Below are 13,963 nucleotides of genomic sequence, written 5' to 3' on the forward strand. Positions count from 1 at the left end.
TGACTCAATAGGCCAGCTAGCGTTTGTTAGCTGGCCTATTGTTGTTACCACACTGTTCTATCCCCACAGATGAGAGCCCTCAGGAGGCAACCGTGATACGAGACTGGATTCGGGTAGCCCTGGGCATGTTCGCGGTTGCGTTTGGAGCCAACCTCTTCGCACCACTCTTGCCCGCGTATCGAATAACCGATGCTCTCAACCAGTCCCAGGTCACCTTTCTCTTCGCCATCTACGTCGCAGGACTCATCCCCGCGCTACTCATCTGCGGCCCACTTTCCGACCGGCTCGGCCGTCGCGCCATCATCCGGCCTGCACTCATAACCTCTGTCGTTGGCTCAGCCGTCCTACTCACCGGCATCTGGTTCCACTTCCCATCACTTCTGGTAGGACGTCTTATCATCGGCATTTCGATGGGCATGGTAATGGCCGCCGGTGCCTCGTGGATCAAAGAAATTGCGCCCGTCGCACCTCAAATTTCTGCCCGGCGCGCAACCGTTGCACTCTCCGCTGGATTCTCCCTCGGCCCACTGGCTTCAGGGCTGGTCGCGGAGTTTGCTCCCCGCCCCGACGTCATCCCCTATCTTGTTCATCTCGCACTGCTGCTTTTTATCGCACCACCGACATGGAACGCCTCCGGCGGATTACCGGCGGCAGGGCACAGCGACTCTCCGCAACGGTTCTTCTCCTCCGCCACTCTAAGCCCGAGGTTCCTGTGGGCAGTCGCCGCTTGGGCACCGTGGGTCTTCGGTGCTGCATGCACATCCTTCGTCGTCCTGCCGACAATCGCCGAATCCCGCTACCCCATCGCCTTCGCAGGACTCATCGCCTGCCTTACGATGGGCACCGGCGTTCTGGTGCAACCACTGGTCACTCGAATTAGTTCCAGCAGCTTTATCCCGCCAGCTATTTTCGGTCTCGGCTTGACGACGGTCGGAATGCTGCTCAGCCTTATCGTCGCACTCACCCAGAATGTGTGGAGCGTTTTCCCCGCTGCTCTGGCCCTCGGTGCTGCGTACGGCGTAATGATGGTCTCCGGCCTCCGCGAAGTGCAAATTATCGCACCGACGGCTGAGTTGGGCGCGGCCACCGCCATCTACTATTCGCTGACTTATGTTGGCTTTTTCGCTCCTTTTGTCATTTCTTTCGCAGCGCCGAAATTCGGGTTTGTGCCCGTCTTCATCTTCGGTGCGATTATTGCATTGGTATCCATGTATCCCGTGGCAAAGGTTGCGCAGTCTGCGGTGAGGTCCGACGGAGCGTCGTAAAGCAGACGCGACTGAAATTCTTGTTTTTGGGAAGCGTGCCGTGACGCGCTCTTGTATTCTTTCTTTCACCAAAGTTTGGGGCCAACTCAGGACTCCTGGACCGGAAAGAATTAACTGTTGGTTTTCAACTGGAAGAAACGAGGAATCATGAAGCAGCACGGCTCTGAAATGTGGAAGAAGTTTGCGACAACTGTAGTGGCGGGTCTGGCAAGCGCCGCGTTGCTCACAGCATGTGGCTCTGGCGATGAGGGCAACAATGCAGGTGGTGAAACCGGCAAGGATTCAGCGACCAAGATGACGAAGGCAGATGGATCAGCCCCCGCTGCATCTGAGGATCAACTCCTGCTGACCAATGAAGTTCAAGGGGCGGACTTCTCCGGAAACAAAATCACCGGGTTCAAAGATGCCATGGAGATGTTTTCGGAAGACTCCATGAAGTTTGAACCGGCCGAATGCGCCACTTTCACCAACTCAACTGAGGAATTGGAGAATGCTGCCGGCGCTTACACGGACATTAAGGAGGAGAACGTCACTGTCAGTGTCTCAGTATTGAAGAATCCTGAGGTGTACCAGAAGTACGAGGACAGCCTCGAAAAGTGCTCCGACGTGACGGCTACGATGGATGCTTCCGACATTCTGAAAGACTCCATGGAAGGTCAGGAGATTTCTCCTGAGATGCAGGACATGTTTAATGACATGGACATGACGACCACAATGAAACTGCACCGAGAAAAGTGGGAGCCAAATCTTTCCGTCAAGCCAGCTGAGTTCACTGCACACGAGACCAGTGCGAACATCAACGCCGGTGGCACGGATACTACGGCCACCAGCTACGACATTGTCGGCATCGTCAATGGCGTAATGGTAATGGTGTCCGCCGCCCCGACTCCGGATGTACCAACTGGCAACATGGAAAACACGACGGATCCCATGCAGATTCCAGAGGCAACTCCAGAGTCTAAGGAAGCAGCAAAGAAGCGTGCGTTGGACGTTTTCAATGCACAGGCCAAGAAAATTATGGATGCTGCTTAGTTTTTCTTCTTAGCCTACTGTTTTCTGAAACCACAGTTTTTGCGAAATAGCGGGACGCAATCGCTGAGGAACAGCAGCACACAAGTACTGGAGTCTCCCTAGAACTCCGTTAATTCCTGCACTTTGGGACTCCAGAACGCAGCTCGTGGCGCGTTGAGAGTTTTAAAGTGCGGGTTCGTTATTTCGTCAAGTGCGCGCACGTAGTCCGGCACAATATCGCGTGGAATTCTCAGGCCCATGGTCAGGTGCGGAATCCAACGGGAGCCACGCCCATCAGGATTGAGACGGCTGATTTCGCGGGCGGCCTCTTCCAGCTCGTCGCTGGTTTCCAGCAACCAGGCAACAGTCTGCTTACTCTTGGTGCCGAAGATGACCGTTCCCACTCTGCGAAACTCCGCTGGCATAAGCGGTGGGAGAATCTCGGCTGCGCGTTGGATTACCGCTGGGCGCATGGTCGGCGCGAACGTGACCGTGATGTGCGGCTTCTGATTCTGCTGCGGAAAGCCACTCTCTGCGAGTTGCGCAAAGATTTCTCTTACTTGCGCCTCTTGCTCAGGCAGAAGGTACATCAGGATGTTGTCGGGTGACACCATGTGACGTTTACTCCTCCCCTATTGCTGTCGGTCGACCCACTTGAAGCACTGACGAAGGGCGCCATTACTAGAGCTCTTCACCTAAGGCACTCAGGACCTTGCACTCCAGAGCATAGCGTAGGGATTTTCCACAATTTATAACCTACCTATAGGAATTTCTAGCCTCTTATTATTTCTCCTGTTAAAAACACATTTTTTATTGGGATAATGGGGATGGGCAGGCTTCCTGAAAGCTCTCTAGACCATCTTCAAAGACAGTGTGGAGTGACGGCCAATTCTTCACGCTGCACAAATACCGACACGGCTGGAAAGGTAAGTAAAGACACGGCACCGAAACCTAAAAAGACTACGCCCCCGAAGAATCAAAAGCTGGTGAAGAGCAAGACAAGCTTCAGTCGCGACGAGCTCGCTGATTTGCTGGAGACGCTGACAGCTCGCATCCGCGCCGGGGAAATGACTCTCGACACTGGCGAGTCCGCGGTGACGACGACCATGCCGACATGATTTAATACCACGATAGAAGTCGTCGATTCCCGAAAGCGTATCGGCATCGAGCGCGGGCTAGAACTGGAAATTGACTGGATGGTCGACGAGGCTGGCGAGCCCGTTGAAAAGCCAGGACCAGCATCTGGCTTCGCAATCTCCTAGCGGGCTTGTTGCTGTCCGGTTTGTTCCGCGCAGCGTTGACTAAGCAAAGGGCGACTTCGGAATTATCTTCCGAAGTCGCCCTTTGTTTTGGCTCCTAATTCTGCAGGCCTTAGGCCTTGAGCACATAGCGCAGAATCTCTACAGTCTAGTCGGTCGTCGTCCACCACGCCTGAGCAGCAGCATCAACTTCCTTGAGCGGGTGAACAATGTCCTCACCGTGAAGCGTGATGTACGGCTTGTCCAGCGCGGCACAGTACCCCGCGTCGAAAGCTGCATTCCACTGCTTGTACTGGTCGCCGAAACAACTCACTACCGCTCGCCATTTCCGCAGGTCACAGCAAACAGACCTGAGTCGTTTTGGTCGGTTTTGCGTCCTTTGGCTGTCATTTACCGCTGCGACACTGGCCGACAAGCGAGCCGTCGTCAAGCAACACCCAATTACACCCGTCAGGCACCCACGCCTCCCCACATCATATGAGGTGACGCTAACCTAATTCAGGAAAATTCGCGACGAAGGGAACGCGCATGGCCAAGGGCAAGAAAGGCGACAAGGGCAAGAAGAAGGACGCCGCCAAAGCCAAGAAGAAGGCTGCGGCAACGACCTCGCTACGCCTGCCCGAATACTCGAAGGCCGAGGCCAAAGCCGCGAAAAAGCTCGCCGGCAAGGACCCCTTTAAACTGGCTGCGATGACGCCGAAGAAGAAGTGCTGCAAATCCGGCATCCGCTGCCTGCGCTGCCCCGTGGTGCTACACAAGCTCAATCGCGAGATCAAAAACGGCGAAGTCGACCATGCCGCCCTGCTGCTCGTCGCCGCGAAAGCCCGGATCCGGTAGCCGGTCCTCGCCCCCAGCCCGTCGTCAGGCCCGACCCATGAGCAGTGGTGTCGCGCTCTGTATGGCACTGGTACAGATTCTCCTGGGCTGTTTGCTCTTCAGACACCGGCTCACACGCGTCACTCCAAGTACCGCGACAACGATCCACGGAACTCCCGCCAGGTCAGGAAGTTTTATTCCGTCGACATGAGGCCTCGGCCAGAACCAGGAATGTGACCGTCGGAGGATGACACCTTGTGTATCCTTTGAGTGTCATTGAGCCCTGAAGGAGCAAGAAAGTAGCATGACCCGCCCCTCCTCCGCCGCCTCTACGGTGGGCATCCGGTCCCGTGCCCTGCGTTTCGCACCGCGCCGCTCGGACTGGTCCCGCGCGACAATCGGGCGCGACCTCTCGGCAGGCCTCATGGTGGCCCTCGTCGCCCTCCCCCTCGCACTCGGCTTCGGCGTTGCGTCCGGTGTCGGCGCGGCGGCCGGAATTACGACGGCCATCGTCGCGGGTATCCTGGCCGCAGTCTTCGGCGGTAGTAACGTCCAAGTAAGCGGCCCGACCGGCGCAATGACCGTCGTGTTAATCCCCATCGTGGCCAACCATGGTGCCGATGGGGTGCTCGTCGTCGGCGTGCTGGCGGGGCTCATGCTGCTCTTGCTGGCGTTCACCGGCGCTGGCCGCGCGATGAAGTACATGCCACTACCTGTCGTCGAAGGTTTCACCGCCGGTATTGCATTAATCATCGGCCTCCAACAGCTGCCCGCAGCACTCGGTGTTGACGTGGACGGCGAGAAAGTCCTCGGGTTAGCGTGGGGCTCGATTAAAGCTTGGTTATACGCTCCGGCATGGCAGGCGCCCGTGATGACCATTGCGGTGGCGGCTGGAATCGTGCTTGCTGCGCGCATTCGTAGCGGCTTCCCCGCGGCACTGGTATTGGTAGCTGCCGCGACGGCCATCAACATGCTGGCCGACGGCGGTCTGAAGACAATCGGGTACATCCCGTCGACGTTGCCTGCTCCACGCTGGCCACAGATCCCGTGGGAGCACCTGGATTCGCTTCTGTTGGCAGCAGTCGCCGTCGCAGCTCTCGGCGCGTTGGAATCGTTACTGTCTGCGACGGTTGCCGACGCAATGACTGTTGGCGACCGGCACGATCCCGACCGCGAGCTCTTCGGGCAGGGCGTGGCCAACGTCGTCGCGCCTCTGTTCGGCGGGATTCCCGCGACCGCCGCGATCGCCCGAACTGCCGTCAATGTGCGGGCAGGCGCAGGCACACGCCTGGCAGCGGTGTTCCATTCGCTGCTGCTGCTCGTCGCCGTACTCGTCGCAGCCCGGTGGGTGGGCGAGATTCCTCTCGCCGCGCTCGCCGGCGTGCTCATCGCCACTGCGATTCAGATGATCCACCCGCGGAACCTCCGCTCGGTGATACGCGCCACCAAGGGCGACGGGGCCACCCTGCTCATCACTGCTGCCGCCACCGTCGTGTTCGACCTTGTCGTCGCCGTACTCATCGGCCTTGTTATGGCGGGCTTCTTCGCACTGCGCGATACCGCCCGCACGGCGGTGCTGGAAGCCGCCCCGCTAGACGAGGGAGACCACCGCGACAAGGAGCGTGAGCTTCTCGACGAGCACATCGCCGCCTTCCGTATGGAAGGCCCCCTCTTCTTTGGTGCAGCGCACGATTTCCTCCTCGAGCTCGCTGATGTCTCGTCGGTCAAGGTTGTCGTGCTCCGCATGCGCTACGTTACGACGATCGACGCCACCGGCGCCCAGATGCTCGCCGACACGATTGGGCGCCTCGAACGCCGCGGTACCAGGGTCCTGCTCGCAGCCACGAAGCCCGAACATATTCCGGTGTTGCGCGAACTCGGCGTATTCGACCAACTTGCGCACGAGAATCACGTCTTCGACAACACTCTCGACGCCATCGCCCACGCCCGACTGCATGCCGCACGCATTCAGCATGAAGAGTCTGATGGCGCACCCGGGACGCCGCAGAGTCAATAGCTTGGCTGAGCCAGACAATGGTCACTCCGTCGCAGTCGCCCCTGCGATCGTGGGTCCACATCCCCATCGCGCGATGCTTGAAAAACCTTTACACGTTGCACTTAAACTCCTCGACGTGTCGTTGCAAAGTCACCTTCTCATTCGTGAAGCCGATGTGGGTGTAACCGCTTGGCGCGTAGCATTGGCGACATGCGCATTTTCACCGTGGGCCACTCCAACCTCGAGTTCGAGGACTTCGCTGAAATGATCGAGGCTGCCGGTGTGGCATCCATCGTGGATGTGCGCAAGCTTCCCGGGTCCAGGAAGTACCCGTGGTTCAACGGCGACCACCTTGCCGAACACCTTCCTACATGTGGCATCACTTACAGCAGAAGCGAGGGCCTCACCGGGATGGGCGTGGACGTCAACGTGAAGATCTTGGACAACTTCGCCACGCATGTCGCCCCCGCGTTGGGTTGGCAGCCGAATCACGAAGGCCCAGTTACCGGCTATCCCATCGACTAATTCCTGCAGGTCGCCAGCTCTTCGCTTCAATGTCAGTTCAGCGCGCGTTGAATAGTTCAGCAATTGCTGTATAGTTCAGCACATGCTGACTATTGCTTCACGCCTCGACGTCATGAACCGGCTCGGCCGGGCCATGGCGGATCCGACGCGCTCCAGAATCCTGCTGACCCTACTCGACGGCCCGAGCTACCCAGCCGTGCTTTCGCGCGACCTGGACCTGACCCGCTCGAACGTCTCGAACCACCTGACCTGCTTGCGTGACTGCGGCATCGTCGTCGCCGAGCCGGAGGGCCGCAAGACACGCTACGAAATCGCCGATCCGCACCTCGCGACAGCGCTCAACGCGTTAGTGAACGCGACGTTGGCTGTCGACGAAAACGCCCCGTGCATCGACCCTGAGTGCTCGGTGCCCGGCTGCGACGGAAAAGGAGCGGACGCATGAGTTCAGCATGTGGATGCGAACACGAACCAGCCACGGAGATCGAAGATCTCGATCGGCCATGGTGGAAGGACCCCGAGTTGCTACTGCCGATCTTCTCCGGCATAGCCCTCGGCATAGGCCTGGCGCTGGACTGGTCCAGGCTCGAGACACCCGCGACAGTACTGTTCTGGGTCGGCCTGCTGCTAGGGGCATATACGTTCGCGCCCGGCGCGATCCGAAACCTTGTCACGAAGCGCAAGCTCGGCATTGGTTTGCTGATGACGATCAGCGCGGTCGGCGCGGTGATCCTCGGTTACGTCGGGGAGGCCGCGGCGCTAGCATTCCTGTACTCGATCGCCGAGGCGCTGGAAGACAAGGCGATGGATCGGGCACAGGGCGGACTGCGGGCGCTGTTGAAGTTGGTACCGCAGACCGCGACGGTGCTGCGCGACGGCACGTCGGTTGAGGTCGCAGCGAAGGACCTCGTGGCTGGCGAGCTGATGCTCGTGCGCCCCGGAGAGCGGATTGCCACGGATGGCATCATTCGGTCTGGGCGCTCCAGCCTTGACACCTCAGCGATCACCGGAGAATCCATTCCGGAGGAGGTTGCGCCCGGCGACGAGGTGCCCGTGGGAGCAATCAACTCCGCCGGCGTGCTGGAGGTCGAGACGACCGCAGCTGGAACGGACAACTCGCTGACCACACTCGTGGACCTGGTCGAGCAGGCACAGGCGGAAAAGGGCGACCGCGCCCGGATCGCCGACCGGATTGCCCAACCCCTAGTGCCCGGGGTGATGATCCTGGCGGTGCTGGTCGGCATGATTGGCTCGCTGCTGGGCGACCCCGAGACGTGGATCACCCGCGCGTTGGTGGTCCTGGTCGCAGCATCGCCGTGTGCGCTGGCAATCTCCGTGCCGCTGACGGTCGTGGCCGCGATCGGCGCGGCCAGCCAGTTCGGCGTGGTCATCAAATCCGGCGCGGCGTTCGAGCGACTCGGCGGCATCCGTCACCTGGCGGTGGACAAGACCGGAACCCTTACCCGCAACCAGCCCGAGGTTACCGACGTGGTCCCGGCAGACGGATTCGATCGGGCTCAGGTGCTTGCTTTCGCGGCGGCAGTTGAGCAGCAATCGACGCACCCCCTCGCCGCTGCGATCGCGGCAGCGGGGCCCGAAGCGCCCGCTGCCTTGGACATCAGCGAGGAAGCCGGGCATGGCATCGGCGGCACCGTCGAAGGTCGACGGGTACTTGTGGGCAGTCCCCGGTGGATCGACGCCGGGCCACTGAAGGCAGACGTTGAGCGCATGGAGTCCGAGGGTCAAACCTGCGTCCTTGTCACCGTCGATGACGCCCTCTCCGGGGCGATCGGGGTCCGCGACGAACTGCGGCCCGAGGTGCCCGAAGCTGTGCAGACCCTGCACGCCAACGGCGTGGAAGTGAGCATGCTCACCGGCGACAACACTCGCACCGCCCGGGCGCTGGCTGAAATCGCCGGAATCGACGACGTGCGCGCCGAGCTGCGTCCAGAGGACAAGGCAAGCATCGTCGCCGAGCTCTCCGCCAAGACGCCGACGGCGATGATCGGCGACGGCATCAACGACGCGCCGGCATTGGCGGGCGCGACGGTGGGCATCGCGATGGGGGCAACCGGTTCTGACGCCGCGATCGAGTCCGCTGACGTCGCCTTCACCGGCCACGACCTCCGGCTGATCCCGCAGGCGCTGCAGCACGCCCGCCGAGGCAGCAGGATTATTAACCAGAACATCGTGCTGTCTCTGGCCATCATCATCGTGTTGATGCCGCTGGCGATTAGCGGCGTGCTGGGTCTGGCCGCCGTCGTATTGGTTCACGAGGTCGCTGAAGTTATCGTGATCTTGAACGGCCTGCGGGCCGCGCGAGCGAAGCACTGAGACACACCTTCGCCCAGCGCGCTGACTCTCCAGCGCGGATCTTGGAAGGATCGCGCTGCTCAGGGACCAAGCGTCGCCTCAAAACTTTTGAAGCCGAGCTTCATCGACACGACCCGCGACTACCTGGGCAGTGTATTTGGCAAAGGGCCCGACACCCATCAGGGTTGCCGAGCCGTCGCCGGTCCAGTTGCCGTAACCAACTAGATGGAGATTCTTCACCGCGGTTTCGCGGCCGCGCATGAGATGGCGAAATGGGCCGAGGGCCGGACGGAAACCAGTGCACCAGATCAGATGGTCGTGGTCGAGCTCGCTCAAACTATCGAAGATGGGGGCAGCGGTGAGCTGGCCGGAATCGGCGAGCTCACGTAGATGAGGAAGCGCGAGAATGTCCCCGAGGTTCGGGCCGGAATCGCCACCGAGAATCCGGCGGCGGCTGCCCGCGTTAAACGTTGAACTTGAATTCGACGGTATGTCGTTGCAAAGTTACCCCCTCTCGTTAACACCATCAAAAGGAGTGTTATCCAATGAAAGCGTTCGGCTTCTTAAGCTTCGGGCATTACGCCTTCGGCAGCTAGTGCGGGCCATCTGCGGAAAAGATCGCCAAGACTCGTCTGGAGATCACCCAGGCTGCGGACGAAATCGGCGTGAACAACGCGTCCTTCCGAGTCCACCACTTCGCGCTGCAGGCCTCCGCCCCGATGCCGCTGCTGTGTGCTATCGCGGCCACCACCAAAATCATCGAGGTGGGCACCGGCGGCATCGACATGCGCTAGCGCATATCGGGGTTGTAGCGTTTGAGTCATTGACTCCCGCCGTCTACAAGTACCTACACACTTGATCGGTGCTGCACGTTTCAGGATCCGGGTGCGCGGCGTCCTGGCTAAGGTCCGCGATAGTGTCGCGCAGCACGGAGAGCTGCGTGATCTGCTGCTCGATCTCAGCGAGGCGCACGTCAAGCAGGTCGCGCACGTGCTCGCAGGGCGCATGGCCGCCGTCGCGGATGTCGAGGATCTGGCGGATCTGGGCGAGGGTGAGGCCCGCGGCCTGGCCGCGGTGGATGAAGTCGATCCGAGCGACCGTCTCGGGCGCGTAGTCGCGGTATCCGGACGGCGTGCGCTCGGTCGGGGGCAGAAGGCCCTGTTCCTCGTAGAAGCGAAGGGTCTTCGCGGTAGTGCCTGCCCTCTCGGCGAGTTCTCCGATCCACATTGCTGTCTCCCTCCGTGGCCGCGCTTGACCTTCCCCTGCACTGGAAGGTCCAGTATGGCTGAGACAGAGCAGAAAGCCAAGAGTTGACAGGAGTAGCGATGCCTACGAAGTACGATCTCGCCATCATCGGATCGGGAGGCGGCGCGTTCGCCGCTGCGATCCGCGCCAACACGCTCGGGAAGTCGGTGGTGATGATCGAGCGCGGGACGCTCGGCGGCACCTGCGTGAACACGGGCTGCGTCCCGTCGAAGGCGCTCATTGCCGCGGCCGGCGCGCGGCACGTCGCGGTCGACGCCGCAACCCGGTTCCCCGGGATCGCGACGACGGCGGATCCCGTCGACATGCCCGCGCTGATCGCTGGGAAGCAAGCGTTGGTGGAGTCGCTGCGCGGCGAGAAGTACGCCGACGTCGCCGACTCCTACGGCTGGCAGGTCCTCCGCGGCGACGCCTCGTTCGTGGGCACCCCTGATGCGCCGGTTCTCGATGTTGCCGGATCCGACGGAAGCGTCGAGACCATCGAGGCCCACCACTACCTGGTCGCGACTGGTTCTCGCCCGTGGGCACCGCCGATCGACGGCCTGGAGGAGACCGGATACCTGACCTCGACCACGGCGATGGAGCTGACGGAGGTCCCCGAGTCGCTGCTGGTGCTCGGCGGCGGCTACGTCGCCCTGGAGCAGGCGCAGCTGTTCGCCCGCCTCGGCTCGCAGGTCACGCTGCTCGTGCGGTCCCGGCTCGCCTCGAAGGAGGAGCCGGAGGTGTCGAAGGCGCTCCAGGAGGTGTTCGCCGACGAGGGCATCCGCGTCGTCAGCCGCGCAGTGCCCACCCGGGTCTCCCGCGGCACGGGAGGCGAGGCCGTCGTGACCGCCGCCTTGTCCGGCGGCTCGCAGGAGTTCCGCGCCGACCAGGTCCTGGTCGCCCTCGGACGCCGTCCCGTCACCGATGGCCTGAACCTCGATGCGGTCGGGGTGAATACCGGAGACTCCGGCGAGGTGGTCGTCTCCGACCGGCTGCAGTCCTCGAACCCGCGGGTCTGGGCCGCGGGCGACGTGACCGGGCACCCCGAGTTCGTCTACGTCGCCGCCCACCACGGCACCCTCGTCGCCGAGAACGCGTTCGCCAACGCCGACCGGTCCGTCGACTACGCCCGCCTGCCGCGGGTGACGTTCACCGGGCCCGCGATCGGCGCGGTCGGGATGACCGAGAAGGACGTCCTCGCCGCGGGGATCCGCTGCGACTGCCGCGTCCTGCCCCTGCACCACGTGCCCCGCGCCTTGGTGAACCGCGACACCCGCGGGTTCATCAAGATCGTCGTGAACGCCGAGACGAAAGAGATCCTCGGCCTGACCGCCGTCGCCAAGGACGCCGGGGAGCTCGCCGCCGCAGGCGTCCACGTGCTCGGCAGGACCGTCGCCGAGGTCGCCAACGCCTGGGCCCCCTACCTGACCATGGCCGAGGGCATCCGGATCGCCGCGAAGGCCTTCACCACCGACCCGTCGCTGCTGTCGTGCTGCGCATGAACGGCAACGCAGGCAATCGGGGAGATCTCATCCTGAAGCAGACGATGAGCGCCGATCAGGACCGCGACGAATGGCGCGCCGGTCCCGTCGTCGCTGCAGTGACCGGGCTGCTCTTGCTGGCATGCTGCGCGCTTCCGTCGCTGCTCTGCTGCGGCCTGCCGTTCATCGCGGCGGGCGGAGCACTCGCAGGCGTCGGTGGGCTCCTCGGTAATCCCTGGATCATCGGTGCCGGGACCGCCGTCGTGATGGCCGTCATGGCGGGGATGCTCGTCAGGCTACGGCGGCGGCACCGGCGCCGCAGGTCCGGCTGCTGCGAAAATCCTTCGACCACTGATCGGAACCGGTAGTTCGAGCGGATCCAGCGATCACTGCCACCTGCGGAGGCCGCTAAAATCGAAGCCCGACGGGAGAAGGAGGAGCAAAAAGCGTTCGAATCAACCGGTGACGAGGATAATACTGAGGCTGGATCCCGGCCGTCGCGACGCGGTCTCCGCTTCCGCCGAGACGAGAAAGGGTTGTGGGCACCTAGGCTGGGCGGCATGAACGACATGACCATAGCGCCCGGCCCGGGGATCCCCGACGGTGCGGTCATCGCCGCCGCCGATCTCGCGGAGCGTTTCGCGGAATCGTCGACTCCAGGCAGCCAGGGCGTCAACACGACGGACGGCAAAGCTCAGCTTTCCATCAATGTCGCCGAATGCGCATCGCTTACCGACGCCCAGCGTCACCGTGTCTCGCACAACCTCGAGCACCGCCTAGACGGCTCCGTCTTTACCGTGACTGCGTCGACTCAGCGGTCTGTGTTTCGCTCCTGGTCCTCTCGCTTGCACCTGCTACACAGCCTCGTGCCCCCGGGCCGTAGCGTTCGGGGGAGCACAATAGCCCCAGTCCTCATCACGTCCCGGGATCAAAGAGTTCCTCGCAGAGGTTAAGCACTACACGTTGAACTTGAACTCGACCACGTCACCGTCGTGCATGATGTAGTCCTTGCCCTCCTGGCGGACCTTGCCCTTGGCCTTCGCTTCAGCGATTGAGCCGGCCTCAACCAAGTCATTGAAGGACACAATTTCGGCCTTAATGAAACCGCGCTCAAAATCAGTGTGAATCACACCGGCAGCCTCAGGAGCAGTCGCGCCCTTGCGAATAGTCCACGCACGAGCTTCCTGCTCACCAGCAGTCAGGTAGGTCTGCAGACCCAGAGTGCGGAAACCAGCGCGAGCAAGCGAATGCAGACCCGGCTCGGTCTGGCCAATTTCAGCCAGGAGCTCATTGCGGGATTCCTCATCCAGCTCCAGCAGGTCGGATTCGGCCTTGGCATCGAGAAAAACGCAGTCCGCCGGTTCCACAGCGGCAGCCAGATCCGCGCGGCGGTCCTCGTCGGCAAGCACTTCCTCGTCAGCATTGAAGACATAGAGGAACGGCTTTGCGGTGAGCAAGTGCAGCTCGCGCAGAGCAGAGAGCTTCACATCATCGGAAGCAGCGAAGAGAGTGCGCCCTTCTTCCAGCACGGCAAGAGCCTGCTTGGCAGCCTCAACCTCGCCGACCTTGTCCTTGTCCTTTTTGGCTTCCTTTTCCAGCCGCGGCAGCGCCTTTTCAATGGTCTGGATATCTGCCAGGATGAGCTCGGTTTCAATCACACCGATGTCAGAGGCCGGGTCAACCTTGCCGTCGACATGCACGACATCATCATCGTTGAAGACGCGAACGACCTGACAAATCGCGTCAGCCTCGCGGATGTTAGCGAGGAACTTGTTACCCAGACCTTCGCCCTCGGACGCGCCCTTGACGATGCCGGCGATATCCACAAACGACACCGTGGCCGGAACGATACGCTTCGATTTGTAAATTTCCGCGAGCTTATTCAAACGGGGATCGGGAAGCTCCACAACGCCGACGTTCGGCTCGATGGTGGCGAATGGATAATTCGCAGCCAGCACATCGTTGCGCGTCAAGGCGTTAAACAGGGTTGACTTTCCGACATTGGGCAGACCGACGATTCCAAGTGTAAGACTCACATTGCCCATCTTACGGGCT

At 61.5% G+C, this 13,963-nt stretch carries 15 protein-coding genes and 2 pseudogenes; 12 read left to right on the forward strand and 5 right to left on the reverse strand.

Features of this window, described 5'->3' with window-relative positions; genetic code table 11:
• Nucleotides 1–125: 125 nt before the first annotated feature.
• Both CORAM0001_RS05260 and CORAM0001_RS05265 read left to right on the forward strand, forming a co-directional pair.
• Nucleotides 126–1,265, forward strand: coding sequence for an MFS transporter (locus CORAM0001_RS05260; protein ID WP_040361275.1), 1,140 nt, complete (start codon nt 126–128; stop codon nt 1,263–1,265).
• A gap of 147 nt (nt 1,266–1,412) precedes the next feature.
• Entirely contained in the window at nt 1,413–2,297 is an 885-nt protein-coding gene (locus CORAM0001_RS05265) for a hypothetical protein (protein ID WP_005510618.1), read from the forward strand.
• A 98-nt stretch (nt 2,298–2,395) separates the two neighbouring features.
• Here CORAM0001_RS05265 and CORAM0001_RS05270 read toward each other — a convergent pair whose 3' ends face one another.
• The gene (locus CORAM0001_RS05270; protein WP_005510582.1) at nt 2,396–2,890 is read right to left on the reverse strand and encodes a 2'-5' RNA ligase family protein; all 495 of its coding nucleotides are present in this window, start codon (nt 2,888–2,890) and stop codon (nt 2,396–2,398) included.
• Nucleotides 2,891–3,262: 372 nt separating this feature from the next.
• On the opposite strand from CORAM0001_RS05270, the gene CORAM0001_RS11170 reads away from it, so the two are divergent.
• On the forward strand, nt 3,263–3,394 hold the full coding sequence (locus tag CORAM0001_RS11170; protein ID WP_005510710.1) for an amphi-Trp domain-containing protein: 132 nt from the start codon (nt 3,263–3,265) through the stop codon (nt 3,392–3,394).
• Between the two features lie 289 nt (nt 3,395–3,683).
• Here the strand turns inward: CORAM0001_RS11170 and CORAM0001_RS11595 are convergent.
• Nucleotides 3,684–3,923, reverse strand: a pseudogene (locus CORAM0001_RS11595) (YtoQ family protein); the annotation flags it as partial.
• Between the two features lie 140 nt (nt 3,924–4,063).
• Here CORAM0001_RS11595 and CORAM0001_RS05280 point away from each other — a divergent pair.
• The 7 genes and pseudogenes from CORAM0001_RS05280 to CORAM0001_RS11630 form a co-directional block, all read left to right on the forward strand.
• On the forward strand, nt 4,064–4,372 hold the full coding sequence (locus CORAM0001_RS05280; RefSeq protein ID WP_005510705.1) for a hypothetical protein: 309 nt from the start codon (nt 4,064–4,066) through the stop codon (nt 4,370–4,372).
• A gap of 283 nt (nt 4,373–4,655) precedes the next feature.
• The gene (locus tag CORAM0001_RS05285) at nt 4,656–6,368 is read left to right on the forward strand and encodes a SulP family inorganic anion transporter (RefSeq protein ID WP_005510632.1); all 1,713 of its coding nucleotides are present in this window, start codon (nt 4,656–4,658) and stop codon (nt 6,366–6,368) included.
• A 189-nt stretch (nt 6,369–6,557) separates the two neighbouring features.
• Nucleotides 6,558–6,872: a DUF488 family protein gene (locus tag CORAM0001_RS11685; protein WP_005510592.1), complete on the forward strand. Its 315-nt coding sequence runs from the start codon at nt 6,558–6,560 to the stop codon at nt 6,870–6,872.
• 82 nt (nt 6,873–6,954) lie between these two features.
• Nucleotides 6,955–7,314 carry a Cd(II)/Pb(II)-sensing metalloregulatory transcriptional regulator CmtR gene (cmtR, locus tag CORAM0001_RS05300; RefSeq protein WP_005510636.1) on the forward strand — a complete coding sequence of 120 codons (360 nt, stop codon included), beginning with the start codon at nt 6,955–6,957 and terminating at the stop codon, nt 7,312–7,314.
• Nucleotides 7,311–9,203 (forward strand): heavy metal translocating P-type ATPase, encoded by a 1,893-nt coding sequence (locus CORAM0001_RS05305; protein ID WP_040361278.1) that lies wholly within the window; start codon nt 7,311–7,313, stop codon nt 9,201–9,203. Before cmtR ends, CORAM0001_RS05305 begins: the two co-directional genes overlap by 4 nt.
• A 204-nt stretch (nt 9,204–9,407) precedes the next feature.
• Nucleotides 9,408–9,572 (forward strand): hypothetical protein, encoded by a 165-nt coding sequence (locus CORAM0001_RS11690; protein ID WP_005510597.1) that lies wholly within the window; start codon nt 9,408–9,410, stop codon nt 9,570–9,572.
• A gap of 155 nt (nt 9,573–9,727) precedes the next feature.
• A pseudogene (locus tag CORAM0001_RS11630) lies at nt 9,728–9,973 on the forward strand (LLM class flavin-dependent oxidoreductase); the annotation flags it as partial.
• Nucleotides 9,974–10,019: 46 nt separating this feature from the next.
• Here CORAM0001_RS11630 and CORAM0001_RS05315 read toward each other — a convergent pair.
• Nucleotides 10,020–10,409: a heavy metal-responsive transcriptional regulator gene (locus CORAM0001_RS05315; protein ID WP_040361285.1), complete on the reverse strand. Its 390-nt coding sequence runs from the start codon at nt 10,407–10,409 to the stop codon at nt 10,020–10,022.
• Nucleotides 10,410–10,507: 98 nt separating this feature from the next.
• Between CORAM0001_RS05315 and merA the strand changes: the two genes are divergently transcribed.
• Nucleotides 10,508–11,929: a mercury(II) reductase gene (merA, locus tag CORAM0001_RS05320; RefSeq protein ID WP_005510685.1), complete on the forward strand. Its 1,422-nt coding sequence runs from the start codon at nt 10,508–10,510 to the stop codon at nt 11,927–11,929.
• Nucleotides 11,926–12,276, forward strand: a complete 351-nt coding sequence (locus CORAM0001_RS05325; protein WP_005510697.1) for a hypothetical protein — start codon at nt 11,926–11,928, stop codon at nt 12,274–12,276. The genes merA and CORAM0001_RS05325 overlap by 4 nt, the downstream gene beginning before the upstream one ends.
• Before the next feature lie 87 nt (nt 12,277–12,363).
• Here CORAM0001_RS05325 and CORAM0001_RS11420 read toward each other — a convergent pair whose 3' ends face one another.
• Both CORAM0001_RS11420 and ychF read right to left on the reverse strand, forming a co-directional pair.
• Nucleotides 12,364–12,681, reverse strand: coding sequence for a hypothetical protein (locus CORAM0001_RS11420; RefSeq protein WP_208854637.1), 318 nt, complete (start codon nt 12,679–12,681; stop codon nt 12,364–12,366).
• 183 nt (nt 12,682–12,864) lie between these two features.
• Entirely contained in the window at nt 12,865–13,944 is a 1,080-nt protein-coding gene (ychF, locus tag CORAM0001_RS05335; protein WP_040361338.1) for a redox-regulated ATPase YchF, read from the reverse strand.
• Nucleotides 13,945–13,963: the final 19 nt, after the last annotated feature.

The organism is Corynebacterium amycolatum SK46 (assembly GCF_000173655.1).
GTDB lineage: Bacteria > Actinomycetota > Actinomycetes > Mycobacteriales > Mycobacteriaceae > Corynebacterium > Corynebacterium amycolatum_A.